Here is a 24,628-nt window from a genome sequence, read left to right on the forward strand (position 1 = left end):
TTGTGATGAGCCGGCGCCAAGGCGACCTGTTGGCCAGCCTGTCGCTGGCGGGACTCGGCTTCGCGATCGCCAGCCTCGGCCCGTGCGTAGCCCTGCTTGCGCGTGACCTGGAGGAGCCTGCAGGCGACCTTGCCTGGCTGTCGTCCACGTTCGCGGTCGGCCTGCTGGTCATTGCCGCGGTTGGTCCGCTGGTTCTCCGCACCGACGCCAGAATGCCGGTACTACGGGCCGGCGCCCTGGTCTGTGCAACGGGTGCCGTCCTGCTGGCGGTTGCCCAAGGCCTGATCGTCGCCCTCCTCGGCGGCCTGCTGGTCGGTCTGGGTGGCGCGCTGATGCTGCTGGTCGTCCCTCTCATGTTGAACGGTCCCGACGCAGCGGTTCGTATCGCCCGAGCCAACGCCATCTCCAGCGGCCTCAGCATCCTGGCCCCGCTCCTCATCGGCGCCCTGGACACGCAAGGCCCCACCGGCCGCCTGGCCATCTTGCTCGCGATCCCGCCGCTCGTGGTCCTGGTAGCCCTAGCCCGCCCGACCCCCTCCCGCGCCCTCAGCGCCAGATCCTCACGTCGCACCGACGTCCCCCAAGCCAACACCCTCGAGCCCGCCATCGCGCCGCGCGCTGAAGGGTTCGGGACCACTGGCGCCGCGGCCGGTGTGCCCAATACCGCCGTACCGCGGGCGGATGGGGTCGGGGCCGGCACACCCGACTTCACCAGCCCGGGCCTCGTTGTACTCGGGGCGGCGCAGGGAATGTGGGGGACTGTTGCCGCGCGGTGGGTACGGGTGGTGCTGGCGGTCGGGGTGGAGTTCTGCTTCGTCATCTGGGCGGTGGCCCGACTGGTCGCGACCGGGTTGCCAGCGGCAACGGCCGCGTTGCTGGGCAGCGTGTTCCCGCTCGGTATGGCGATCGGGCGAATGATCGGTCCGGTGCGACTTGGCCGGACGTCTGCGTTGTTGCCTGGTTCCGTGGTGGCCGCGGCGGGCGCAGTACTGGTCTGTTCGGCCAACTCACCAGGGCTTGTCACGATCGGCCTCGCCCTTGCCGGCCTGGGTGTCGCGACCCTCTACCCGATCACGGTCGCCGACCTGATCGGTACGCCGGGCGCCCGCCCCGCCCATCTCGCATCCCTCAGCGCCTTCGCCTCCGGCATCGCGATCCTGGTCGCCCCCGCCGTCCTCGCCGCACTGGCCAACGTGGTCGACCTCCGAACCGCCTTCCTGATCACCTTGCCGTTGCTGGCGATCCTGCTGACGGTCCGGGTCCGACGGCCTGATCCGGCCCTTCCCGACCAGGACAACCAAGGCCCGGACAAGCTCACGAACGAGCACTACAAACAAGCATCCTGACCACGCTCACGCCCCACCGCCGCCGACGCCCTCCACCGCCGCCGACGCCCTCCACCGCCGCCGACGCCCTCCACCGCCGCCGACGCCCTCCACCGCCGCTCATCCCACACCGTTGCCCTCAGCACCGTTCTCCTCAGCGCCTTTCCTCTCCACCCTGATGACCACCAACGCCAGCTCCTCGGTCAACTGCCCCCGCGGCCTCCTGTGGATAGTGGCAGGAGATTGCCAACCCTCACCTCCTTTGGCGCAGCACCATCCTCCCGACGGCTAGCTGCCCTGCGGATATCTGTGGATAGTGGCAGGAACTTGCCAATCCCGAGATCCCTTGTAAATAAGGTCTTCTGAGCCCAGAAACTGTCGGCGGCGCCATCTAGGCTCTCGGTATGGACAGGTGGTACGAACGGCCCGCATGGTCGATGACCGGCAGCGAAAAGCTGTTGGCCCTCGACACATTGCAGGCCGACCTCACCCGCCTGTCCACCCGCCGCCTCGAACTCCTCGCCGCGTTGGACACCGACGGCTACGCCACCGAGCTCGGCGCCCGCGACACCGTCGACCTGATCGCCATCCGCCACCGCCTCGACCCGACGGAGGTACGCCGAGACCTCAAGCTCGCCCATAACCTCCCCAAGTACAGCGCTGTCAACGCCGCCCTCCACGCCGACCCCACCACCACGGACGACGACGATGACCACCCAGCGCCGGACACGGCCGCGGAACCCCCACCCGCGACCCAGCCGGCAGCCGACACCGACAACCCGACCGACACGGACGGCGCCGAACCGGACGGGGACCAGGAGCACGATGGGGAGCCGGCGGCCGAGCCGCTGGTGCTGCATCTGGGGCAGGCGGCCGTGATCGTCGATGCGCTGGACAAGATCCCGTCCTCGGCGCGGGTCTCGGCCGAGAGCCTCCGGTTCGCCGAGGAACAGATGGTCAAAGCCGCCCAGGTGTTGCCGCCCGGCGAGCTGCGCAAACTCGGCCGGGAGGTCCGCAACCGGCTCGACACCGACGGCCCCGAACCGGCCGAGAAACGCGCCGCCGCGAACGAACGGCTGTGGCTGAAGCGGACCGACGACGGCATCAAGTTCGGCGGGTTCCTGGCCGGTGACAACGCCGAGTTGCTGCAGACGATGGTGTTCGCCAACTCCAAGCCCCACAAGACCCCCGACGGGCAGCGCGACCCGCGCAGCCGCGGGAAACTCCAGGCCGACGGCCTCACCGACATCCTGCACACCGCCGCCGCCACCGGTGCCGCCCCGGCCCACGGCGGCATCAAACCCCACATCACCGTCACCATCTCGCTGGCCGACCTGCTCGCCGCCACCGGGACCGGTGACCTGGCCCACGGCGGCACCCTGTCGGCGGCCGCGATCCGCCGGCTCGCATGTGATGCCGGCATCATCCCGCTGGTCCTCGGCGCGAACTCCGAGCCCCTGGATGTCGGCACCGAAGAACGGTTCGTCAACCGCGCGATGCGGCGTGCGTTGAACGCCCGGGACAAGGGCTGCATCGTCTGCGGCGCCCCACCCGCCATGTGCGAGGCCCACCACATTGTGCATTGGGCCAACGGCGGCCCGACCACGGTCGAAAACCTGGTCCTGCTCTGCAAGCGCCACCACATCGACGTCCACCACGGCCACTGGACCATCACCATGCACAACGGCCAGCCCCAACTGTCCCGACCCGGCTGGGCCACCCCCACACCAACCCACACCCCCACACCTACCCGCAGCCCCAGCCCAACCCGGACTCCCGCACCGCCGCCGGATCCCTGGACCGCCAGCCCACCCGACGCGCCACCCGCCCCGAGGCGACGCGGTGGCTCACCCGAGCCTGCACCAGAAACTCCACCAGGTGCCGGGCCAACCACACCCGAGCCCAGGCCAACCACACTCGAGCCCAGGCCAACCACACCCTGGGCCGACGAGCAAACCACACCAACCACACAGCCGGACACCCACACCACCCGGCCACGCCCGCCTGGCACCGGTCCGACCAGCCCAGACCCCTGGCCGGACAACGATTCCACCGCGCCAGCCACCGCCGGCGGGACAGATCACGTCATCGCGCGCCCGCCCGGCCGATCCGCGGATCCGCTCGGCGACAGCCCCCACCCACTCGGCGGTACCGCCCGCCCGCTCCCGATCTACGAACAGTTGCGCCGCGAGTTCGCCGACTCCCCGGATCCCTGGGCCGACCCACCGGCGCCACCACCAGCAGATTGGCAGCCGCACGCGCCTGGCACCAACCCCCGACCAACCACCACACCCGGCCGATGACGACACCGCCCCGAGAACCGCACCACACCCACCGCGCCGCCGGCGGGTGTCGGTCGGTTCAGACGAGTGCTTGGAAGGTCCAACCCCAGGCCCAGATAGACCCCAGGCCCAGATTCACCCCAGGCCGGGAACCGCGCTCACTTGTCCGGGTCGGTATCGGCGATGCCGTCGCCGAATGCGGCTGCGAGCGCCTTCGCGATCAGGTCGGGTAGCTCGGTCCGTCCGTCGTCCTCGGCCCAGCGCACCAATGCCGTATGCATGGCGGCCAGGCAGGCGCTGGCGGCCGCGTGGGCGTGGAACGCGGTGTCGGGATCGGTGCCATCGTCCCCGAGCGCGTCGACGATGGCCTGCTGCAGCGCGTAATTGTTGTCCAGGTGCTTGGCCCGCAACGCCGGCGTCGAGATCATCAGCCGGAGGCGCGCCAGCAGGAACTGCTCGTTCGCCGTCAGGTCGTTTCCGCTGCCGCCACCGGTCAGCGCCTTGGCCGAGTCGACGAGCGCGCTGCCGATTCGGCGTACCAGGGGCTGTAAGGCGGACGTCGCGGTGATCTGCTCGGCGACGAGCTGGACGCGCTGGTCGACGAGTACGAGGTCCTCCTTCGTTGGGAAGTGCCGGTACACGGTCATGGGGGAGACGCCCGCCGCTTCGGCGACGTCGGCCACGGTCGTTGCGTCGTAGCCGCGCTCGGTGAACAGCCGTACCGCGTGCGTCTGAATCATGCGCTGCGTGTCGGATCGCCGTCGCGCTCGCAAGGTTGAGTGTTGGTCTGGCACGTGATAGACACTACCGCAGTGGTAGTCACTAACAGTTTGGTAGTAACTAACATCACGAGGTGGTTGATATGAGTGATCTGACCGGCAAGACGGCTCTCGTGACCGGCGCATCGCGTGGCATCGGGCAGGCGATCGCGACTCGGCTGGCGGCCAACGGGGCAGCGGTCATCGTGCACTTCGGCACGGACAAGGACGGTGCGACGGCGACGGTCGACGAGATCGAACGTGCCGGTGGAACCGCGTTCGCCGTCCGGGCAGAGCTGGGCGTGGATGACGACGTCGAGACGCTCTTCGCGGGAATAGAGACCGGCCTGGCTGGACGGCCACTCGACATCCTGGTCAACAACGCGGCGGCTTTACCCGCCGGCCCGATCGGAGTCACGACGCGAACGGAGTTCGATCACCTCTTCGCGGTGAACGTGCGAGCACCGTACTTCATCATCCAGCGAGCATTGCCACTACTCCGCGACGGTGGCCGCATCATCACGATCTCGTCCGTGGCGACCCGGATGGCCAACAACACGCAGACGTCCTTCGCTATGACGAAGGGTGCGGTCGAGACGATGAGCATGACCTTGGCCAACGAACTCGGGGTCCGGGGAATCACGGTGAACGCGGTCGCTCCCGGCGGCACCCGGACGGCGACCAACGAAGCGGTCCTCGAAGCGCCGGGCGTGACCGAACTCATCACTGGTTTGACGGCTCTCGATCGACTGGGCGAGCCCTCCGATGTGGCCGACGTGATCGTGTTCCTCGCCTCCGACGCTGCGCGCTGGATCACCGGTCAGGTCATCGACGCGAGTGGTGGGCTGTTTCTCGGTCCACGCGTCTGATCGCAGGTTGCCCGGCTCATGACGTCGCGGTTCATGGAAGTGCGGGGGTGATGTCGCTCCGGTCGGTGATGGGGAGGTCGTAGGTGCGGCGGACGCTGCTGCCGGTACGGCGGAGGTCGGTGCCGTAGATGTGCAGGGAGATGCCGACCGTCGTACCGGCGTTGGTGACGCGATGGATGTCTCCGGGGGGAGCGAAACCGGATACGGAACCGGGGCGGTCGAGACGTTCGCCGATCGGGTTGAGGTGTGCGCCGGCCGGGTCGAGCCGGAATCGTTCCTCGCGCTCGATGCCGTCGATCAGGGCGACCACGCACCAGGTGGTGTGGTCGTGGATGCTGGTCGCCTGTCCGGGACGGGTGACGAGGGCGACGATGGAGAAGGTCCCGTCCGGCTCGACGTGCAAGGTCTGGCTGCGATCGTGGCCGCGCCGGGCGCTCTCCGGGATGGCGCGCAGTACGTCCTGCGCCTGCGGCAGACACGGCCGGACCTTGGCGGCGACGGTGTCGACCGTGAGGTCCCAGTCCGCCGGCGTACGGGTCGCGACGCGTACTGCCTGACACAGCTCGTCCAGTGCGCTCGATACTTTCGTCATCATGTCTCCTAGTGACTAGATGACTTGAACGTACGGCGATGACTGGCATGCCGTTAAGGTCCGGTTGTATGGCAGTTGAATGGTCCGGTTTGACGCCGGAGATCATGCTGCAGCTGGATCGCGGTTCCCGCGGCACGCTCGGCGCGCAGCTCCAGGGGGCGCTGCGTACGGCGATCCGGTCTGGACGGCTGCGAGCCGACGAGCGGCTGCCGTCGTCGCGGAAGCTCGCGTCGGACCTCGGGGTCTCCCGCGGACTGGTCCAGAGCACGTACGAACAACTGGCGGCCGAGGGGTACCTAACGGCGACGGCCGGTGGCACAACGCGGGTCGCGCCGGCCGTACGGCAGTCGGCGATCGAGAGGACCGCGGTCGGTTTGCCGGTCGACGTGGGCATCGCCTTCACCCCGGGACGGCCGGACTTGAACAGCTTCCCTATGCGTGACTGGCTGTGGGCCTGTGGTGAAGCCGCCCGGATCGCGTCGCGAAGGGACATCGGGTACGGCGAGGCAGCCGGTTCGTCACGTCTGCGGGAGGTGCTCGCCGCCTACGCCCAGCGGGTCCGGGCCGCGTCGATCGGTTCCCGTGACGTGATCGTCTGCAGTGGTTTCACCCAGGGCGTCGCGCTCACGCTGCGAGTGCTGCGGGAACAGGGCGCCGAAACCGTGGCCGTCGAAGACCCGGGCCACGGCGAGCTGACCATGCACGTTCGCCGCGCCGGTCTTCAGGCAGTACCCGTGCCCGTCGACGCCGATGGTTTGATCGTCGACGAACTGCGCAGTACATCAGCCACGGCCGTCATCCTCACCCCGGCACACCAGACACCCACGGGCGTCGTACTCGGTCCCGGACGTCGCCAAGAGTTGCTGCGATGGGCCGACGAACGTGACGGCATCATGATCGAGGACGACTACGACTCGGAGTTCCGCTACGACCGCCAACCGGTCGGTGCCCTCCAGGGGCTGGCGCCCGACCGCGTGGTGATGATCGGCTCGGTCAGCAAATCCCTCGGACCCGGTCTGCGGTTGGCCTGGATCCTCGCGCCGTCGCGTCTCGCCGCGGCGATCGCCGAGGAGAAGCACCACAGCGACCTGGGGTCACCCAGTCTCGACCAGCTCGCACTCGCCCGACTCCTCGAATCCGGCCGGTACGACGCTCACCTGCGCCGGATGCGCAGGGCGTACGCCGCCAAACGGGTCGCGCTCACCGAAGCGCTGCAGCAGCATGCTCCGCATCTACGGTTGACCGGACTCGACGCCGGCTTCCACGCCGTAGCAGAGCTGCCTCCGGGGACGGACGAGGCCGCGATCATCAGAGCCGCGGCTCGGCGGTCGGTCCACCTGCACGGGATGCAGCGGTACCGGGTGCTTGGTGCGGACGACCGCCCAGCCATCGTCTTCGGCTTCGGTGACCTCAACGAGCACGCCATCCGGTCCGGCATCGCCCGCATCGCAAACCTCCTGCAACCAGCCGTCGACGTCGGCGATGCCTAGTGCCGACGTCAGCCTGAGCCGGTGCGGGGCTGTGTGGCTGGCAGGTTGTTAGACCGACGGCGGGTTGTCGCGGGCTATCGGTGCAACGGGCCGATTGTGGTCCAACAACCCGCCATCGGGCGGGCCGGTACTGCTTATGGGCGGGCGTTGGTGGCAACCATTCTGACCAAGGTGTCGGGTGGGACGATCTTGACGTGTGGGGCGAGGCCGTTGACCACGGTCATCACGCTGTCGACGGACTTGCTCCAGGCGTGCCAGAGGACGACCGAGTAGCCGGCGGTGGAGGACGGGTTGCGGGTGGCGCTGTTGAGTTCGGCGATGACGCTGGTCTCGTCGGCGCCGGGCAGTCCGTCCCAGAGCATCGTGCGCGCGGAGATCACCGGCTTGCCTTCGAACCAGACCACTTGGCCCTTGTGCGTGTCGTAGCGGGAGTACTCGAGATAGATCAGCCCGTCGATCTGCGGGCGCTTCAAGTACGACGACCACAGGCGCGTGTTCGGGAACGAATCGAAGTCGATGATCTGCACAACCGAGAGGTCGGATCGCTCCATCGCCTGGGCCAGGGATGAAGTGTGCTTCTCCAGGGCGCTCGCCGGATAGCGGCTCGGGTACATGTACCCACCACCTGATGGGCCGACGACCCACCTGTCCTTCACTGACTGGTCGTAGTACCAACGCATCACCGACGGCGCGAGATCGATCAGCGACGGCGAGATCCCCCACCCGAGATCGACCTGTCCCCGCAACGGGCTCCCGAACCACCGGCGATCAGTCACGAAGTCGCCGAGCATCCACTGGATGTTGTCCCCGTCGGTGATCAGGAAGGTCACATAATGCGCATCCGGATCGGGCTTCGGCGCTGCTTCTGGGGCCCCACCCCCACCCCCTCCACCGTTTGTGACCGTGCCGGCGGCTCTCGGCCCGTGGGCAGGGTCGTAGAGCCGACCGCGTTGGGTCAGCCGGTCTTCGCTTACGCCGGACAGCACGGACAGGTTGCGGGCGTGGTCGGCGGGGATCGCCTTGACGCCGGCGGTCGAGTTCGTGCCGATGAAGGCATCCTCGCCGTCGGACGCGTCGCCCCAGCCGATCACGGTCGCGTCGTCGTCCAGGGCGCCGACCACGTCCGCGCGGAACTTCGAGTTGCCGTCGAAGAACGTGAACGCGCCTGCCATCGCCGCGTAGTCGCGAAGCCGTTCGGGCCAATCTCCTCTCTGCTCGATCGCCACGTCGTGCCGGAGCCGGGACCAGTAGTTGTCCCGGACCCAGCGGTCGTCCTTGTCCCGGACGTCCAGGACCTTGCGCAGGCCGCGCCGGATCGCGGTCGCTTCCAGGGACTCCTCGATCGCCACCGCACCAGTCAGGCCGGAGAGAGTGGTTGCGACGTTGACCGATGGAGTGCCCTGTCGAAAGAGAAGATATCCGTCCACCTGTGCTCGCCAGACGGTTTTCCACAGGTCGCCGGGTTGGGTGCGGACGCCGTACCGCTTGATCAGGTCGTCGAGCCAGATGTGGTACCCGAGGGAGGGGATATCGAGGTAGATGCCTTCGCTGCTGCGGCGGGCGAGGAGGCCTTGCAAGGTGGTCGCGAGGGTGCGCTCCGCGGGGGAGAGCGAGTTCTCGTCGAAGACGTTGAGGATCCGCGGCCGGACACCCTTGGGGTAGGCGGTGGGGGCCGGCGTCGTACCGGGTGAGCCGCCGGCAGCGGTCGAGGGGCCGGCTGCGAAGGCGTTGGAGCTGAGGGCGTTGGGGCCGAGGGCGCCGAGGCTCGCGCCGAGACCGGCGGTGAAGCCGAGGCCTAGAGCGCGGCGGCGGGTCAGGGCGAGGCGGCGGGGGCGGTGGGGGTGTCGATCGGACATGTAGTGCCTCCCAGGGCGGCGGGGGGTGAGCTGTCCTACGTTGTCAACCGGCCGTGACGATGCCACAGCCGCGCACAGCGGACAAGACCTCAGTCCGAAGAAGACCGCACGATTGCTGTCAGGGAGTCGGGGGGAGGCCGTGGGTGGCTAGGAGGGTGCGGAGGGCGGGGATGCCTTCGTCCAGGTCGTACTGCGCGGCCTGAAGGCCGACGGCGCGGGCGCCTTCGATGTTGGCGGCCTTGTCGTCGATGAAGAGCACCGACGACGCGGGTTTGTCGAGCGCGGTCAGGATCGACTTGAAGTACGCCGTGTCCGGCTTCGCCACGCCCAGATCGCATGAGTAGAACGTCTGGTCGAACCAGTCGCGGTAGCCTCGCTCGTCCTGCATGATCGCTCGCCGGTACGCGTGCTGGTTGGTCGCGAGATGGCAACCGATACCGGCGGCGCGGAGTTCGGCGATGATCGCGACGACCGCCGGCTCGGCCTCGAACCGGTGCCACAGGTCCAGCACCGTCTCCATCGGAGCGGTCGACTCCCAGCGAGCCAGCACATCGGCCACGGCGACGCGGAAGTCGCCCTTGCCGGAAAGCCCCGGCACCTCCGACTCCATCAGATCGAGCACGAACTCCTCGGCCGACTGATCAGGGCGGACGAAAGACTCCAAAGTGGTTCGCCAGTCCACGGTCGGACGCTGGATCACGCCGTCGGCGTCGAAGAGCACGGCCTCGATGGTCATGCCCCCATCCAATCAGGCGCCGGTAACCAGTCGCCGGGCCACATTCAACCCGCGGACTTTCTTTACGGCAAAGGAAAAGTCTTGATCCCGCACGATGACTACAGTCCGTCCTGCGTCGATGGACACAGTGACACAACGGACCCTTGACCGGTTCAGTCGGTATGCGCTTACCTTGGGCCTGGCTCCAACATTTGTGGACAGCTTCTAGCGGAAACGAACACTCACAGCGAACACCCCGCGAACACCCCGGAGAAAGACCCAGGTGAGGCACATGACTGTGACAAGACGGAAGTTCCTGGCGATCGGGGCCGGCGGGGCCGCGGCCGCCGCGGGTCTCACCGGGTGCGGTGGGTCGCGAAGTTCGCTCGGCGGTCCGGACGAGCTCAGCATGTGGACCTGGGTCGGCTCGGTCAACGACACCCTGATCGGTCAGGCCGAGAAGGCGATCCCGGGCGCGGACACCATGCGCCTGTCGATGACCCGGATCGGCACCGGCTACAAGACCAAGCTGCTGACCGCGCTGGCCGGCAAGTCGCTGGTCCCCGACATCGTCGCGATGAACGACGACGTCGCCACCTACTTCCCGAACGCGGACCAGTTCCACGACCTGCGCGACCTCGGTGCCGAACAGCTCGCCGGCGACTACCTGCCGTGGAAGTGGCGGCTCGGCGTCACCCCGGAGAACCGGATGATCGCGTTCCCGATGGACACTGGCCCGACCGCGCTGTTCTACCGCTACGACGTCTTCCAGAAGGCTGGCGTAGAGATCGAACCGGACGACGTCGCCGCCGCCGCGCCCGACTGGGACACCTACATCCAGCTCGGCAAGAAGATCAAGCAGGCCGTCCCCGGATCGGTGATCACCGACAACATCTCCGGCGTCTACCAGTCGGCGCTGGCCCAGCAGACCAAGCGGTACATGACCAAAGAGGGCCAGTACATCGGCGACCAGGACCACGTCCGCCAAGTCTGGGAGCTCGCCGTCCGGATCGTGAAGGAAGGACTGTCGGCCAACGCCCAGTCCGGTACGACGGACGTCAACGCGGTGGTCACGAACGGCAAACTCGTCGCCTACAACTCCGCGGTCTGGTGGGCGCAGCTCGGGCCGAAGAACGCCGCTCCGGACACCAAGGGCAAGTGGCGGGTCTGCCCGGCTCCCGGTGGCGCCGGCAACCGCGGCGGTTCGTTCCTCGCGATCACGAAGTACTGCAAGGATCCCGAGGCCGCCTTCAAGTTCATCACCTGGCTCGAATCGGCCAAGAACCAGGCCGAGGCCTTCCTCGACCCGGTGCTCTTCCCGTCCACGCCGGCCAGCTACACAGACGAACGGATGACCGCCCCGGACCCGTTCTTCGGCGGTCAGCGCATCGTCGACGTGTTCGCCGCGTCCGCGAAGAAGTACCCGGGCGCCTACTTCAGCCCGTTCGACACGATGATCCAGACCCCGATCACGGCCGAACTGGTCAACGTCGAGGTCGGCAGCAAGTCGTCCGACCAGGCCTGGAAGGACGCTCAGACCCAGATCGAGCGCGAACTCACCAGGGCGGGGGCGATCTGAGATGGCTGTCACCACCGAGAAGGTCGACGTACCGGCGGTCAGCACCCCGAAGCATGCCGGCGGCAACAAGCGGCCGAACAAGTACCGCAGCGCGCTGCCGCAGTACGTCGCGATCTCGCCGTTCTTCATCCTGTTCGCGATCTTCGGCGCGTTCCCGGTCTTCTTCTCGATCTGGTTGTCGTTCCACTCCTGGGACGGCATCGGCGCGATGAAATGGGTTGGGCTGGAGCAGTACAACTACCTGCTCGGCGACCCGAAGTTCTGGACCGCGATCAGCAACACCCTGGTCATCTGGGTGCTGTCCACCGTGCCGATGCTGCTACTGGCCCTGGTGATCGCGAACGCGCTGCACAACGCGACCCGGTTCCGCAGCTTCTACCGGATCGCCTACTTCATCCCCAATGTCACCTCCGTGGTCGCGGTGACGATGGTGTTCGGCTCGATCTTCAGCAACAACTTCGGCCTGCTGAACGCGTTCCTGCAGTCGATCGGGCTGTCCCAGATCGAATGGCTCAGCCAGCCGTGGGGGATCAAGATCGCGATCGCCACCATCGTCACCTGGCGCTGGGTCGGCTACAACGCGATCATCTTCCTGGCCGGCCTGCAGGCGATCCCGTCCGACGTCTACGAGGCCGCCAAGGTCGACGGCGCCTCGCCGCGGCAGACGTTCTGGCGGGTCACCGTACCGCTGCTGCGCCCGGTGATCCTGTTCACCGCGGTCACCTCGACGATCGGCGGCCTGCAGATCTTCACCGAGTCCCAGGTGCTGCTCGGCGACACCGGCGGCCCGGGCGGCGCCGGTACGACGATCGTGTCGTTCCTGTACGAGAACGCCTTCGTGAAGAACCAGTTCGGGTACGGCGCCGCGATCGGCTGGGCGCTGTTCATCCTGATCGTGCTGTTCTCCATCATCAACTGGCGCCTGATCGGCGGCGACGAATCCGAACGACTGACCAGCCGGCTCCGTCGGCGGACCCGGAAGGAGCAGACCGATGCGCACTGACCGGATCCGCGACCTCGTCAGCCACGTGGTGCTGATGTTCGGCGTCGCGCTGTCGATCTTCCCGTTCTACTGGATGCTGGTGATGGCCTCGAACACCACGCCGGACATCTTCACCTACCCGCCGAAACTGCTGATCGGCTCGCACCTGTTCGAGAACATGGGCAAGGTGCTGGACAACATCGACTTCTTCGGCTCGATGCTGGTCACCGTGATCGCCTCACTCGGCGTCACCGTGCTGGTGCTGTTCTTCGACTCGCTCGCCGCGTTCGCGTTCGCGAAGTACGAGTTCCCCGGCCGGAACTGGCTCTTCGGGTTGCTGCTGGCAACCTTCATGATCCCGGCCCAGCTGGCCCTGGTGCCGCAGTTCGTCACCCTCGCCGAGTTCGGCTGGATCGGATCGCTGAAGGCGCTGATCATCCCAGGCGCGGCGAACGCGTTCGGCATCTTCTGGATGCGCCAGTACGCCCGCGGCGCCATCCCCGACGAGCTGATCGCGGCCGCCAAGGTCGACGGCGCGAGCTTCTTCCGCCAGTACCTGACCGTCGGCCTGCCGGTACTGCGGCCCGGGCTGGCGTTCCTCGGCATCTTCACCTTCATCAACGTCTGGAACGACTACCTCTGGCCGCTGATCGTGATGACCGACCCGAACAAGCTTCCACTCCAGGTCGCCCTGCAACAGCTGAACGGTGTGTACGGAACCGACTACAGCATGGTGATGGCGGGCGCCCTGATGAGCGTGATCCCCTTGATCGGTGTCTTCATCATCGGCGGCCGGCACTTCATCGCCGACATCGCCGCCGGCGCCGTGAAGTCCTGATCCTGATCGCACCACCCGACGAGGGGACCCTCTGTGCCAATCGAAAAGCTCCGCTGGGGAATCCTGGGCACCGGCAACATCGCCGCCCGGTTCGCCAGTCAGCTCCCGTCCTCGACGACCGGACAGCTCGCCGCGGTCGGCAGCCGCAGCAGCGCCTCGGCCGACGAGTTCGGTGACCGTTTCGCCATCCCGCACCGGCACGCGTCGTACGGCGAACTGCTTGCCGACGACACCGTGGACGCCGTCTACATCGCCACCCCGCATCCGTCCCACGTGGAGTGGGCGATCAAGACGGCCGAAGCCGGCAAACACGTGCTCTGCGAGAAGCCGCTCGCGATCAACCGGTCCTGGGCCGAGGCGATGATCGAGGCCGCGGTACGCAACGACGTCTTCCTGATGGAGGCGTACATGTACCGCTGCCTGCCGCAGACCAAGCTGATCGCCCAGCTGATCCGCGACGGCGAGATCGGCACTGTGCACCAGATCCAGGCGTCGTTCGGGTTCCAGGCGGCGTTCCGCGCCGAGAGCCGGATCTTCGCCGACGAACTGGCCGGCGGCGGCATCCTCGACGTCGGCGGCTACCCGGTCTCGATGGCGCGGATGATCGCCGGCGCGGCCGCCGGAGCGCCGTACGCCGATCCGGCGGCGGTGACCGCGGTCGGTCAGGTCGGCGAGACCGGGGTCGACGAATGGACCGTGGCGACCCTCTTCTTCGACGCCGGGATGACCGCGCAGGTCAGCACCGGGGTCCGGCTCGGCGACGAGAACCGGGTCCGGGTGCTCGGCTCGAAGGGGTACCTGGTCGTCGAGGACCCGTGGTTCGGCGGCGACGGCAAACCGACCCACGTCACCGTGCACAAGGTGGGGGAGGAGCCGCGGGACATCTCCGCGGAGCCGGCCTTCATCTACGCAGCTGAGGCGGACGCCGTCGCGGCCGCGATCGAGCAGCGGCAGGCGCCGGAGATGTCGTGGGCCGACACCCTCGGCAACCTGACAGTCCAGGACGCGTGGCGGAAGGCGATCGGGCAGCAGTACGCGAGCGAGCGCGACGACGTGGCCGTCCCGACCGCGACCGGGCGCCCGCTGACCAGGCGCGACGACGCCCCGATGACGTACGGCAAGGTGGCCGGCCTGGACAAGCAGGTGTCCCGGCTGGTCATGGGCGTGGACAACCAGGAGACCCTGACCCACGCCGCGACCATGTTCGACGATTTCGTCGAGCGTGGCGGCACCACCTTCGACACGGCGTACATCTACGGCGGCGGACGCGGCGAGAAGCTGCTCGGCCAGTGGATCAAGTCCCGCGGCAACCGCGACGAGGTCGTTGTCATCGGCAAGGGTGCGCACACGCCGTACTGCGACCCCGAGTCGATCGCCTGGCAACTCGAGGAGAGCCTCGATCGGCTGCAGACCGACCACGTCGACCTCTACCTGATGCACCGGGACAACGAGGAGATCGGCGTCGGCGAGTTCGTCGACGTACTGGATGAGCAGTTCCGGGCCGGCCGGATCAAGGCGTACGGCGGGTCGAACTGGTCGACTTCACGGTTCGACGAGGCGAACGCGTACGCCGAGGCCAATGGGAAGCAGCCGTTCACGTTGCTCAGCAACCACCTCAGCCTCGCCCGCGCGTACGACGTACCGTGGAAGGGCTGCCGGCACGTCAGCGATGACGAGTCGCAGGCGTGGTTGCGGGATCGGCAGGTCGCGCTGTTCCCGTGGTCGAGCCAGGCGCGCGGGTTCTTCACCGGTCGGGCGAAGCCGGAGGATCGGTCCGACGAGGAACTGGTCCGCTGCTTCTACTCCGACGAGAACTTCGAGCGGCTCCGGCGTGCCCGGGAGCTGGCGGCCGCGAAGGGCGTCGAGCCGACCGCGATCGCCCTGGCCTGGCTGCTGCACCAGTCCTACCCGGTGTTCCCGCTGATCGGGCCGCGGCACATCAGCGAGACGCGGACCTCGCTGCCGGGGCTTTCGGTGCAGCTGACCGACGAGGAAGTGGCCTGGCTCACGCTGTGATCTTTGGACCGGTTCGGCCTCACCTTGTGCGGGTGAGGCCGAATTGGTCGGGGGTCGGAGCCCTGTGTAACATGGTCTGTCGGTGTCACGACCCTGAACACGGAGAATCATGTCTAAGAAGTGCGAAGTTTGCGGCAAGCAGCCGCAGTTCGGCAACAGCGTTGCGCGACTCGGTAAGGGCGCGATGATCCGTCGGGTCAAGGCTCGTACCGCGCGCCGGTTCAACCCGAACATCCAGCCGGTCCGCGCCATCATCAAGGGCACGCCGACCAAGCTGAAGGTCTGCACCTCCTGCATCAAGGCAGGCAAGGTCCAGCGAGTCGTCGGCTAGTACTTCCGGCCGGCCACCCCGGCCGGACCTCCGTACAGGGCTTCGACCAGGCGCCCGGGAACCTCCCGGGCGCCTGGTCGCGTATACCCACAGCTCCACTGCCCCGGCACCCTGCCCCGCCACCCCGCCCCGGCACACCCTGCCCCGCCACCGGACCCGCCACCGCCACCGGACCCCGCCCCCGGCGAATCTCGGAGGCTAACCTCTCCGCTGAATGGTTAGCCCACCGAAATGCCGAGGGGCAACCATTCACCTCGGAGGTTAGCCTCCGAGATTCGCCTGGGGTGGTCGGCGGTTCGCCGGGGTGTGGGGGACCCGGCTGGGGATGGCCGTGCGGGGGACTCGGCTAGGGGAGGTGGGCGATTACGGTTAGTTCGCGGCGGTTGTGGTGGAGTTGGCGGGCGTGGAGTACGGCGTACTCCTTGGCCAGCAGTTCGATGCCGCGGCGGGCCGAGTCGAGAGGATTGCGGCCGCCGCCTTTGAGGGTGACAATCGCGAGGGCGCCGCGGCGGAGGTGGGGGACGGCGTCGAGCATCACCCGGGCGCTCATCACCTGATCCATCCGCATGTCATTGACCACGACGTCGAACCGCACCCGGTTGTCGTGGAAGAACCGGCCGGCCGTCGTCGGTACGTGGTGGATCCCGCGGTCGCCGGCGAGGCGCGCGTCGAGGGCACCGGGGTCGACCGACCAGACCTCCTGCCCGTACTCCCGCAGGATCCTGGTCCACCCGCCCGGACTCGCGCCCAGGTCCAGTGCCTTTCCACCGGGCGCGAGGAACCCACCGGTTGACGGGCGTTCACCGGGTCCGCCGGGCGAGAGGCGCCCGCCGGGTGAGTGGAGCGCACCGGGTGAGGACGGTCCGCCAGGCGAGGGGCGCCAACCGGCGGACGGGAGCTCACCGCGAGAGGGGACCCCACCGGGTGAGGAATGTCCGCCGGGCGAGGGGACCCCACCGGGGGGCGGGTCGCCGGGAGTGGGGTGTCCGGCGGGGGAGTGGGGTTCGCCCGGGGTGAGGGCTAGGTGGAAGGTTTGGATTGCTTCCTCGAGCTTGAACTCCGAGCGGGAGACTCGGTCGTCCGAGCGGGCGAGGCGCATTCGGCCGCCGGGCCAGTCGGAGAGGCTGTAGTCGAGCAGGTTCACGCCGAGGATGACGGTTTTGCGGGAGATGAAGCAGGACACGACGACGTCTTGACCTGACCGGGTGACCTCGACGCCGCGCTCGCCGAGTGCGTCGGCCAGCAGGTGGTAGAAGGATCCGCCGGTCCCGGCGCCGTCGGTCCACGTCTGCACCGCTAGCGCGTTCGGGTGTCGTGGGAGCTCGGCCAGTACAAGGTCGGCCAGTTCGTGCGCGGGCGGGATGTCGTCCGGCGGGAAGGTCGCGATCTCCTGGGTCAGGTGCCGGACGAACATGATCCGGCCGACGTCGCATGCCTTCGCGAGTTCGACGATCGGGGGAGCGTCGGCCACGATCCGGCCGAGGTCGCCGCTGACTCGCTCGATCCCTAGGTCGCGGCCGAACTCCTCCCGCAGTTCCCGGACCGCCAGGTTGTAGCTGTCGGTCGCCACCGAGAAGAGCAAAGGAAGCACAGCACATGGTAGGGCGGGAGGCGAAATCCCCGGCGCGCGCCTCGCCCCCTCCGCGCCGCGCGCCTCGCGCCTCGCGCCCCTCCGCCCTCCGCACCTCCGCCCTCGCGCCCCTCCGCGTCTCGCGCCCGCGCGCCCTCCGGGGGGTGCGAGACCCAGGTAGCTCTCGAAAGTAACGCGGGATACATTGGGGCATGTGACGGCTGATCGAGCTGGGCAGCGCTGGTTGGTACTGGTGATCCGGATCCCGACCGAGCCGTCGCGGCATCGGGTCGCGGTCTGGCGGGAACTGCGGAAGGCGGGCGCGCTCTCGCTCGGGCAGGGTGTGTGGGCGGTGCCGGATCTGCCGGTGTTCGCTGCTGGGATCGAGCATGCGGTGGAGTTGGCCGAGCGGGCCGAAGGGGAGGCGACGATCCTCGCGGCGGCGGGGCGGAGTGAGGCTGACTCGGCTCGGTTCGCGGCGTTGTTCGATGCCGCGCGGGAGGCGGACTGGACCGAGTTCCTGGCCGACTGCGGGAAGTTCGAGGTCGAGATCGCGAAGGAGATCCAGATCGAGAAGTTCACCCTGGCCGAGCTCGAGGAGGAGGAACAGAGCCTGGAGCGCCTGCGCCGGTGGCACCGCGACCTGACCGCCCGCGACGTCTTCGGCAGCCCCCTCGCCCCGGACGCAACAGCCCGCCTGAAGCAGTGCGCGGAGATCTGCGAGGACTACGCCGACAGAGTCTTCCAACACCTCCACGAAACCCCCGTGGGCGGGGTGGAAGTGGGTGCTACCGAAAGGGCGGAGGCGGCGGGGTGTGGGTGAGTGGTGCGCGCGGCGGGGCGGAGGCGGCGGGGTGTGGGTGAGAGGTGCGCGCGGCAGGGCGGAGGCGGCGGGGTGCGGGTGAGAGGTGCGCGCGGCGGGGCGGAGGCGGCGGGGGTGCGGGTGAGTGGTGCGCGCGGCGGGGCGGAGACGGCGGGGGTACGGGCGGGCGGTGTGCAGGGCGAGGCGAGTGGGGCGCGCGGGGCGGGCGCGGGTGGTGGCGGGAAGGCGGCGGGGGCGGCTGGCGAGATGGGGGCGGGGGAGCGGTGACGGCGGTGGGTGAGCGGTGATGGCGGTGGGTGAGGGCCCGGCGTCGAGGTGGCGGATGGCGCCGTTGTGGGCGGCCGGATTCACTACCGCGTTCGGGGCGCACGCGGTGGCGGCGAACCTGGGCGGCTTCTCCGAGGACGCCGTGAGGTCGCTGCTCACCCTGGGCGTCTTGCTAGCGCTGTACGACGGTGCCGAGGTGGTGCTGAAACCGGTGTTCGGGGCGATTGCGGACCGGATTGGGGCTAGGCCGGTGTTGCTCGGGGGGCTGGTTGGGTTTGCGGGGGCGTCCGCGTTGTATGCGGTCGCGGACAGTCCGGGGTGGTTGTGGGCTGCTCGGCTTGGGCAGGGGGCTGCTGCGTCGGCGTTCTCGCCGTCGGCGTCGGCTCTGGTGGCACGGCTCAACCCGGCCGCGAAACACGGGCGCGCCTTTGGGAGTTACGGGTTCTACAAGAGCATCGGGTACACACTCGGCCCGTTGCTCGGTGGGGCGATCGTCTGGTTGGGCGGGCTGCGGCTGCTGTTCACCGTCATGGCGGTGCTGGCGATGGTGGTCGCCGCGTGGGCGTTGGCCGTCGTACCGGCTGTGCCGCCGCTGCCGCGGACTCGGCAGACCGTGTTCGACCTGGTCCGGCGGGTGACTGACGGGCCGTTCCTCAGGCCGACTGCTGCGCTGGCTGGGGCGACGGCCGCGCTGTCGGTTGGGGTTGGCTTCCTGCCGGTGACGGGTGCTGCGGCCGGGTTGGGACCAGTCGCCACCGGTGCGGCGGTATCTGTCCTCGCTGCGACCGCCGCCCTGGTACAGCCTCGCGCCGGGCGTGCTCTGGACGCGGGGCGGCTCTCCATTCGCACGGGGATCACGACAGGTCTACTGCTCTCCGCAGCGGGGCTAGCGGCAGCCACAATCCCCGGACTGGTCGGGGTACTCCTTGCCGCAGTACTGATCGGTGTCGGCACGGGCCTGATCACGCCGCTGGGCTTCGCTGCGCTGGCGGCCTCGACTCCGCAGGCGCGACTCGGACAGACCATGGGGACGGCAGAGCTGGGGCGCGAGCTCGGTGACGCCGGCGGGCCGTTGCTGGTCGCGGGGGTCGCCACTGTGGCGACCCTCGGGTATGGGTACGCCGCCCTCGCGATCGTTCTGGCGGTCGGGCCGGCGGTGGGGCTGATCAGGACCTCCCGACGCCTCCTCATCTCGAATCCGGACCGGAGCGGTTAGCCTTCGGGCGTGGGTGAGCTGACGGTCGAGGTACTGCGGAGCTGGGCTCGTACGGCGCTGGCGGAGCTGGGGCGCGCGCGGGTCGAGATCGACGAGCTGAACGTGTACCCGGTGCCTGACGGGGACACCGGGACGAACCTCTACCTGACCTGGGAGGCCGCCTGCGACGCCTTGCCTGAGGGGGAGCTGACGTTCGCCGAGGCGGTGCAGGCGTTCGGACGCGGTGCATTGCTCGGTGCGCGGGGGAACTCGGGGGTGATCACGTCCCAGCTGGTTCGTGCGTGCGGCCTGCGGTTGGCGGAGAACCTGCCGCGGTACCAGGAGGTCGAGCCGAAGTCCGTGCTGGCCGATCCGCGGATGAGTGAGGCGGTGGCCTTTGCTGACGCGCTCGTGTACGCCGCGGATGCCGCGTACGGCGCGGTCGCGCAGCCGGTGGAAGGCACGATGCTGACGGTCGCCCGGGCGGCGGCGAATGCGGCACTGGCGGCGGCGAATGAGGGGAAGACCCTTGCCGAGGTGTGCCTGGCGGCGGTCGCGTGTGCGCGGCAGGCGTTGATGCGTACGACGGATCAGCTGGAGGTACTGCGGCGGGCGGGAGTGGTCGACGCGGGCGGTGCCGGGCTGGTGGTGATCTTGGGCGCGATGGAGTCGGTGCTGTCGGGTCGGGCTCCCGGCGAGTCGACCGGAGTGCCGCCCCGTCAAGCCGTTCAAGCAGGCACGCCGACAGCGGACGGTTCCGGGGACGCGGGCAGCGCCGGAGACGCGGCGGGGGCCGGACGTACGGCGGGACCGGGGGAAGCCGGCGTCGGCGGCGCGGCGGGTCCGGGGGAAGCGGGGAGCCCCGGCGGTACGGCGTACGAGCTGGGGCCTGAGGGGCCGGCGTACGAGGTCATGTATTTGCTGGATGCGGCCGATGAGGCGATCGGGGAGTTCCGGCGGAAGCTGGACGGGCTGGGCGACTCGGTCGTCGTGGTCGGTGGCGACGGGCTGTGGAACGTGCATGTGCACACCGACGAGGTCGGGCAGGCGATCGAGGAGGGCATCGGGATCGGCCGCCCGTACCGGATCCGGGTGACGCATTTCGCCGATCTCGCCCCGCACGAACCCGTGCCGAGCCGGGCCGTGATCGCGGTCGCGGCGGGCGACGGACTGGCCGGCCTGTTCAGCGAGGCGGGCGCGATCGTCATCCCCGGCGGCCCCGGGCGGCGATGTTCGACCGGCGAGATCCTGAAGGCGATCGAGCGGTCCAAGGCCCTCGAGATCGTGCTGCTGCCGAACGACAAGGACTCGATCGCAGTCGCCGAGGCAGCGGCCACGGCGGCCCGGCAGGACGGCGTACGGGTGGCTGTGATCCCCACCAGGGCGCAGGTTCAAGGGCTAGCCGCGATCGCCGTGCACGATCCCGAGCAGAGCTTCGACGACGTCGTCGTACACGTGTCGGCGGCGGCAGGGCAGACTCGGCACGGCGCGGTCACGATCGCGGTGAAGGACGCCTGGACGATGGCCGGAACCTGCCGGGTGGGCGACGCGTTGGGGGTCGTGGACGGCGACTTCGCGTTGATCACCGACGACCTGACGGCGGCCGCGATCGGCGTCACCGACCGGCTGCTCGGCGGTGGCGGCGAGCTGATGACGATCGTGACCGGCCAGGGCGCCGACCCGGCGCTGGTCGACGGGGTGGTGCGGCACGTCCGCCGGCTTCGCAAAGATGTCGACGTGATGGTGTACGACGGTGGGCAGGAAAGGTACCCGTTGCTGATCGGGGTGGAATGAAGACTGACATCGACCGGTTGCTGCGCGACTTCCTCGGCGCCCGGACGGCCAAGACGTTCGCCGAGGTGCTCGGCATCGAGACCGTCGGCGAGCTGTTGCGGCACTACCCGCGGCGGTACCTGAAGAAGGGCGAGCTGACCCCGTTCGACGAGCTCGAGGTCGGCGACCAGGCCACCGTCAGCGGGCGGGTGAAGAAGGTCACCGTGCGCGATCTCGACAAGAAGATGGAGATCAAGCTCGACGACGTGCAGAAGTACCGGCGGCGCAAGACGCTGACCAAGGTGATCGTCACCGACGGCCGCAACGACCTGGAGCTGGCGTTCTTCAACCAGCCCTGGCTGGCGACCAAGCTGCTGCCCGGGACGGCCGCGCTGTTCTGGGGCGAGGTGACGAAGTTCCGCGACATCCTGCAGCTGAAGACCCCGGGCACCGAGATCCTCGACGAGGACGACCTGACCGAGGCCGAGATCGAGCGCCGGGCCAAGCCGTTCCGGCCGCTCTACCCGGCCAGCGCGAAGCTGCCGACCGCGACGATCGAGCGCAGCCTGAAGATCGTGCTGGACAACCTCGAAGAGCTGGACGACCCGATCCCCGAGCTGATCCTGCGCAAGGAGAAGTTGCTCGGCCTCGGCGAGGCGCTGCGCCGGATCCATCTGCCGGAGACCGAGCAGGACTGGCTGGCGGCGCAGAAGCGGTTCCGGTTCGAGGAAGCCCTGGTGATGCAGACGATCCTGGCCCAGCGCCGGGCCGTCACCGACGCGCTGAACGCGGTGCCCCGCAAGCGGACCTCGGGTGGTCTGCTGGACGACTTCGATACCCGGCTGCCGTTCGAGCTGACCGCCGGGCAGACCGAGGTCTGCGAGGAGATCTTCGCCGATCTGGCCCGCGAGCACCCGATGCACCGGCTGCTGCAGGGTGAGGTCGGCTCCGGCAAGACCGTGGTGGCACTGCGCGCGATGCTGTCGGTGGTCGACGCCGGCGGCCAGGCGGTGCTGCTCGCCCCGACCGAGGTGCTCGCCACCCAGCACCACAAGACGCTGACGAAGATGCTCGGCGACCTGGCCGAACAAGGCATGCTGGGCGGCGCCGACCGGGCGACCCGGGTGGGTCTGCTGACCGGATCACTGGGCGCGGCGGCGCGTCGTACGGCGATGCTGGACGCCGCGAGTGGAGCCGCGGGGATCATGGTCGGTACGCACGCGTTGCTCGAGGACAAGGTGCAGTTCGCGGACCTGGGGCTGGTGGTCGTCGACGAGCAGCACCGGTTCGGCGTCGAGCAGCGGGCCGCGCTGAGCCAGAAGTCGGGTGACAACACCCCGCACGTGCTCGTGATGACGGCGACGCCGATCCCGCGGACGGTCGCGATGACGGTGTTCGGCGACCTCGCGGTGTCGACGCTGACCGAGTTGCCGGCCGGCCGGTCGCCGATCAGTTCGTCGGTGGTCCCGGCCGCCGAGAAGCCGGCCTGGCTGGAGCGCGCCTGGCAGCGGATCCGCGAGGAGGTGGCCAAGGGACACCAGGTGTACGTCGTCTGCCCGCGGATCGGCGACGAGGTGAAGAACGCGGCGGACGAGGAGGCCGAGTTCGCCCAGATGGAGGAGGACAACGGCGGCAAGCCCGGCCGGAAGGAGCTGCGGCCGCCGCTGTCGGTGGTGTTCATGGCGGAGAAGCTCGCCGAGATCCTGGCCGGGCTGCGGATGGAGGTCCTGCATGGGCGGCTGCCGGCCGACGTCAAGGATTCGGTGATGACGCGGTTCGCGGCGGGCGAGATCGACGTCCTGATCGCGACCACCGTGATCGAGGTCGGCGTCGATGTGCCGAACGCGTCGACCATGGTGGTGATGGACGCGGACCGGTTCGGCATCTCCCAGTTGCATCAGTTGCGTGGCCGGGTCGGCCGGGGCAAGGTTCCCGGACTCTGCCTACTGGTGACCGACAGTTGGCCAGTCTCGAAGTCCCGCCAGCGCCTCGACGCCGTCGCCGGCACGACGGACGGGTTCGAGCTGTCCCGGATCGACCTGGAAAGCCGCCGCGAGGGTGACGTGCTCGGTGTCGCCCAGTCCGGCCGCCGGTCCAGCCTCAAACTGCTCAGCGTGCTCCGCGACGAGGACATCATCTACACCGCCCGCCACGTGGCGACCTCGATCGTCTCGGTGGACTCGGAGCTGACCGGCTATCCCGTACTCCGCTCCGTCGTCCGCAGCGCGTTGGAGACCGAGAGCACCGAATACCTGGAGAAGACGTGACCCGGATCGTCGGCGGAGCGGCGGGCGGCCGGCGGATCGTCGTACCGCCCGGAAGTGGGACCAGGCCGACCGCGGACCGGGTCCGGGAGGCGTTGTTCTCGTCCCTGGAGTCGGAGTTCGGCAGCTTCCACGGGTTGTCTGTCCTGGACCTGTACGCCGGATCCGGGGCGATCGGGTTGGAGGCGTTGTCCCGGGGTGCGACGCGGACCGTGCTGGTGGAGGCGGATCGGCGGGCGGCCGAGGTGATCGCGGCGAACATCCGATCGGTGGGGCTGCCCGGAGCCACGCTGCTCACCCGGCCGGCCGAGAAGGTTGCCCAGGGCGACAATTCGGGTGCGGTGTTCGACCTGGTGTTCGCCGACCCGCCGTACAAGCTGGAAACCGTTGAACTGCAGGAGGTTCTGCTCGCGTTGGCCGAGCACGGCTGGCTCGCGGACGACGCGGTGATCGTGGTCGAGCGCGGCAAACGGGAGCCGTGGGAGTGGCCGTCCGGGTTCGCCGCGCTACGGGATCGCAAGTACGGCGAGGCCCGGCTTTGGTACGGTCACCGCCATGAGTAAGGCGGTCTTCCCGGGCACTTTCGACCCACCCACCAACGGGCATCTGGATGTGATCGCCCGGGCGTCGGTTGCCTTTACCGAGGTGGTCGTCGCGGCCGGGGTGAACGCATCGAAGCAGCGACTGTTCAGTGTCGAGGAACGGATCGAGATGCTGACCGAGATCGCCAAGCCGTTCGGCAACGTCACGGTCGGCACGTTCGACGGCCTGCTGGTGGACTACTGCCGCTCGATCGACGCGGCCGTGATCGTGAAGGGTCTGCGGGCCGGCGGCGACTACGACTACGAGCTGCAGATGGCCCAGATGAACCGCAAGCTGACCGGTGTCGACACCGTCTTCCTGCCGACCGCGCCGGACAACGCCTACGTCTCCTCGTCGCTGGTCAAGGAGATTGCGAGACTCGGCGGTCCGGTTGACGCTTTCCTGCCCCCGGCCGTTCACTCGCGGTTACTCGCGAAACTCTAGACTGCCCCCGAATTGGGCCGAACGGCGCTGAGTTGGTAGTCTTGTCAACCGGTCTCGACGAGACTGAGATTCTGCCT

The 24,628-nt window shown here is 68.8% G+C and carries 20 protein-coding genes; 15 read left to right on the top strand and 5 right to left on the bottom strand.

What is annotated here, in order from left to right; genetic code table 11:
* The first annotated feature begins 5 nt into the window (after window positions 1–5).
* Both EV643_RS06900 and EV643_RS06905 read left to right on the top strand, forming a co-directional pair.
* The gene (locus EV643_RS06900) at window positions 6–1,346 is read left to right on the top strand and encodes an MFS transporter (RefSeq protein WP_133799109.1); all 1,341 of its coding nucleotides are present in this window, start codon (window positions 6–8) and stop codon (window positions 1,344–1,346) included.
* 383 nt (window positions 1,347–1,729) lie between these two features.
* Window positions 1,730–3,628, top strand: coding sequence for an HNH endonuclease signature motif containing protein (locus EV643_RS06905; RefSeq protein ID WP_133799110.1), 1,899 nt, complete (start codon window positions 1,730–1,732; stop codon window positions 3,626–3,628).
* 137 nt (window positions 3,629–3,765) lie between these two features.
* Here the strand turns inward: EV643_RS06905 and EV643_RS06910 are convergent, their stop codons facing one another.
* Window positions 3,766–4,347: a TetR/AcrR family transcriptional regulator gene (locus tag EV643_RS06910; protein WP_133799111.1), complete on the bottom strand. Its 582-nt coding sequence runs from the start codon at window positions 4,345–4,347 to the stop codon at window positions 3,766–3,768.
* Between the two features lie 122 nt (window positions 4,348–4,469).
* On the opposite strand from EV643_RS06910, the gene EV643_RS06915 reads away from it, so the two are divergent.
* Window positions 4,470–5,234: an SDR family oxidoreductase gene (locus EV643_RS06915; RefSeq protein WP_133799112.1), complete on the top strand. Its 765-nt coding sequence runs from the start codon at window positions 4,470–4,472 to the stop codon at window positions 5,232–5,234.
* A 31-nt stretch (window positions 5,235–5,265) separates the two neighbouring features.
* On the opposite strand, the gene EV643_RS06920 is transcribed toward EV643_RS06915, so the two are convergent.
* Entirely contained in the window at window positions 5,266–5,826 is a 561-nt protein-coding gene (locus EV643_RS06920; protein ID WP_133799113.1) for a cysteine dioxygenase family protein, read from the bottom strand.
* 68 nt (window positions 5,827–5,894) lie between these two features.
* On the opposite strand from EV643_RS06920, the gene pdxR reads away from it, so the two are divergent.
* The gene (gene pdxR / locus EV643_RS06925; protein ID WP_133799114.1) at window positions 5,895–7,316 is read left to right on the top strand and encodes a MocR-like pyridoxine biosynthesis transcription factor PdxR; all 1,422 of its coding nucleotides are present in this window, start codon (window positions 5,895–5,897) and stop codon (window positions 7,314–7,316) included.
* 134 nt (window positions 7,317–7,450) lie between these two features.
* On the opposite strand, the gene EV643_RS06930 is transcribed toward pdxR, so the two are convergent.
* The gene (locus EV643_RS06930) at window positions 7,451–9,172 is read right to left on the bottom strand and encodes a GxGYxYP domain-containing protein (protein WP_133799115.1); all 1,722 of its coding nucleotides are present in this window, start codon (window positions 9,170–9,172) and stop codon (window positions 7,451–7,453) included.
* A 118-nt stretch (window positions 9,173–9,290) separates the two neighbouring features.
* Window positions 9,291–9,908 carry an HAD family hydrolase gene (locus EV643_RS06935; protein WP_133799116.1) on the bottom strand — a complete coding sequence of 206 codons (618 nt, stop codon included), beginning with the start codon at window positions 9,906–9,908 and terminating at the stop codon, window positions 9,291–9,293.
* Window positions 9,909–10,179: 271 nt separating this feature from the next.
* On the opposite strand from EV643_RS06935, the gene EV643_RS06940 reads away from it, so the two are divergent.
* The 5 genes from EV643_RS06940 (at window position 10,180) to rpmB (ending at window position 15,633) form a co-directional block, all read left to right on the top strand.
* Window positions 10,180–11,466, top strand: coding sequence for an ABC transporter substrate-binding protein (locus EV643_RS06940; RefSeq protein WP_133799117.1), 1,287 nt, complete (start codon window positions 10,180–10,182; stop codon window positions 11,464–11,466).
* 1 nt (window position 11,467) lies between these two features.
* Entirely contained in the window at window positions 11,468–12,469 is a 1,002-nt protein-coding gene (locus EV643_RS06945; RefSeq protein WP_133799118.1) for a carbohydrate ABC transporter permease, read from the top strand.
* Window positions 12,459–13,286, top strand: a complete 828-nt coding sequence (locus EV643_RS06950) for a carbohydrate ABC transporter permease (RefSeq protein ID WP_133799119.1) — start codon at window positions 12,459–12,461, stop codon at window positions 13,284–13,286. Before EV643_RS06945 ends, EV643_RS06950 begins: the two co-directional genes overlap by 11 nt.
* 33 nt (window positions 13,287–13,319) lie before the next feature.
* Entirely contained in the window at window positions 13,320–15,302 is a 1,983-nt protein-coding gene (locus tag EV643_RS06955) for an aldo/keto reductase (protein WP_133799120.1), read from the top strand.
* A 109-nt stretch (window positions 15,303–15,411) separates the two neighbouring features.
* Window positions 15,412–15,633 carry a 50S ribosomal protein L28 gene (gene rpmB / locus EV643_RS06960; protein WP_133799121.1) on the top strand — a complete coding sequence of 74 codons (222 nt, stop codon included), beginning with the start codon at window positions 15,412–15,414 and terminating at the stop codon, window positions 15,631–15,633.
* 346 nt (window positions 15,634–15,979) lie between these two features.
* Here the strand turns inward: rpmB and EV643_RS45415 are convergent, their stop codons facing one another.
* A complete protein-coding gene (locus tag EV643_RS45415) occupies window positions 15,980–17,203 on the bottom strand; it encodes an SAM-dependent methyltransferase (protein WP_238165405.1) in 1,224 nt (407 codons plus the stop codon).
* Between the two features lie 214 nt (window positions 17,204–17,417).
* On the opposite strand from EV643_RS45415, the gene EV643_RS06970 reads away from it, so the two are divergent.
* The 6 genes from EV643_RS06970 to coaD all read left to right on the top strand — a co-directional run bounded on the left by EV643_RS06970 (window position 17,418) and on the right by coaD (window position 24,551).
* Window positions 17,418–18,026, top strand: a complete 609-nt coding sequence (locus EV643_RS06970) for a Chromate resistance protein ChrB (protein ID WP_133799123.1) — start codon at window positions 17,418–17,420, stop codon at window positions 18,024–18,026.
* A gap of 286 nt (window positions 18,027–18,312) precedes the next feature.
* The gene (locus EV643_RS06980; protein WP_202869416.1) at window positions 18,313–19,509 is read left to right on the top strand and encodes an MFS transporter; all 1,197 of its coding nucleotides are present in this window, start codon (window positions 18,313–18,315) and stop codon (window positions 19,507–19,509) included.
* A 9-nt stretch (window positions 19,510–19,518) separates the two neighbouring features.
* The gene (locus EV643_RS06985) at window positions 19,519–21,282 is read left to right on the top strand and encodes a DAK2 domain-containing protein (protein WP_238165406.1); all 1,764 of its coding nucleotides are present in this window, start codon (window positions 19,519–19,521) and stop codon (window positions 21,280–21,282) included.
* Window positions 21,279–23,528 carry an ATP-dependent DNA helicase RecG gene (gene recG, locus EV643_RS06990; protein WP_133799124.1) on the top strand — a complete coding sequence of 750 codons (2,250 nt, stop codon included), beginning with the start codon at window positions 21,279–21,281 and terminating at the stop codon, window positions 23,526–23,528. The genes EV643_RS06985 and recG overlap by 4 nt, the downstream gene beginning before the upstream one ends.
* Complete coding sequence (gene rsmD, locus EV643_RS06995; protein WP_133799125.1) at window positions 23,525–24,088, top strand: 16S rRNA (guanine(966)-N(2))-methyltransferase RsmD; 564 nt, start codon at window positions 23,525–23,527, stop codon at window positions 24,086–24,088. Before recG ends, rsmD begins: the two co-directional genes overlap by 4 nt.
* Complete coding sequence (gene coaD, locus EV643_RS07000; RefSeq protein WP_133799126.1) at window positions 24,081–24,551, top strand: pantetheine-phosphate adenylyltransferase; 471 nt, start codon at window positions 24,081–24,083, stop codon at window positions 24,549–24,551. The genes rsmD and coaD overlap by 8 nt, the downstream gene beginning before the upstream one ends.
* Window positions 24,552–24,628 lie beyond the last annotated feature (77 nt).

This window comes from Kribbella caucasensis (assembly GCF_004361855.1).
Lineage (GTDB): Bacteria > Actinomycetota > Actinomycetes > Propionibacteriales > Kribbellaceae > Kribbella > Kribbella caucasensis.

Coding starts and splice junctions, on each gene's coding strand:
- recG (WP_133799124.1), top strand. CDS start 21,279: ATGAAGACTGACATCGACCGGTTGCTGCGCGACTTCCTCGGCGCCCGG.
- EV643_RS06980 (WP_202869416.1), top strand. CDS start 18,313: ATGGCGGTGGGTGAGGGCCCGGCGTCGAGGTGGCGGATGGCGCCGTTG.
- EV643_RS06950 (WP_133799119.1), top strand. CDS start 12,459: ATGCGCACTGACCGGATCCGCGACCTCGTCAGCCACGTGGTGCTGATG.
- EV643_RS06940 (WP_133799117.1), top strand. CDS start 10,180: ATGACTGTGACAAGACGGAAGTTCCTGGCGATCGGGGCCGGCGGGGCC.
- rpmB (WP_133799121.1), top strand. CDS start 15,412: ATGTCTAAGAAGTGCGAAGTTTGCGGCAAGCAGCCGCAGTTCGGCAAC.
- EV643_RS06910 (WP_133799111.1), bottom strand. CDS start 4,347: ATGATTCAGACGCACGCGGTACGGCTGTTCACCGAGCGCGGCTACGAC.
- EV643_RS06900 (WP_133799109.1), top strand. CDS start 6: ATGAGCCGGCGCCAAGGCGACCTGTTGGCCAGCCTGTCGCTGGCGGGA.
- EV643_RS06905 (WP_133799110.1), top strand. CDS start 1,730: ATGGACAGGTGGTACGAACGGCCCGCATGGTCGATGACCGGCAGCGAA.
- EV643_RS06915 (WP_133799112.1), top strand. CDS start 4,470: ATGAGTGATCTGACCGGCAAGACGGCTCTCGTGACCGGCGCATCGCGT.
- EV643_RS06920 (WP_133799113.1), bottom strand. CDS start 5,826: ATGACGAAAGTATCGAGCGCACTGGACGAGCTGTGTCAGGCAGTACGC.
- EV643_RS06935 (WP_133799116.1), bottom strand. CDS start 9,908: ATGACCATCGAGGCCGTGCTCTTCGACGCCGACGGCGTGATCCAGCGT.
- EV643_RS06930 (WP_133799115.1), bottom strand. CDS start 9,172: ATGTCCGATCGACACCCCCACCGCCCCCGCCGCCTCGCCCTGACCCGC.
- pdxR (WP_133799114.1), top strand. CDS start 5,895: ATGGCAGTTGAATGGTCCGGTTTGACGCCGGAGATCATGCTGCAGCTG.
- coaD (WP_133799126.1), top strand. CDS start 24,081: ATGAGTAAGGCGGTCTTCCCGGGCACTTTCGACCCACCCACCAACGGG.
- EV643_RS06945 (WP_133799118.1), top strand. CDS start 11,468: ATGGCTGTCACCACCGAGAAGGTCGACGTACCGGCGGTCAGCACCCCG.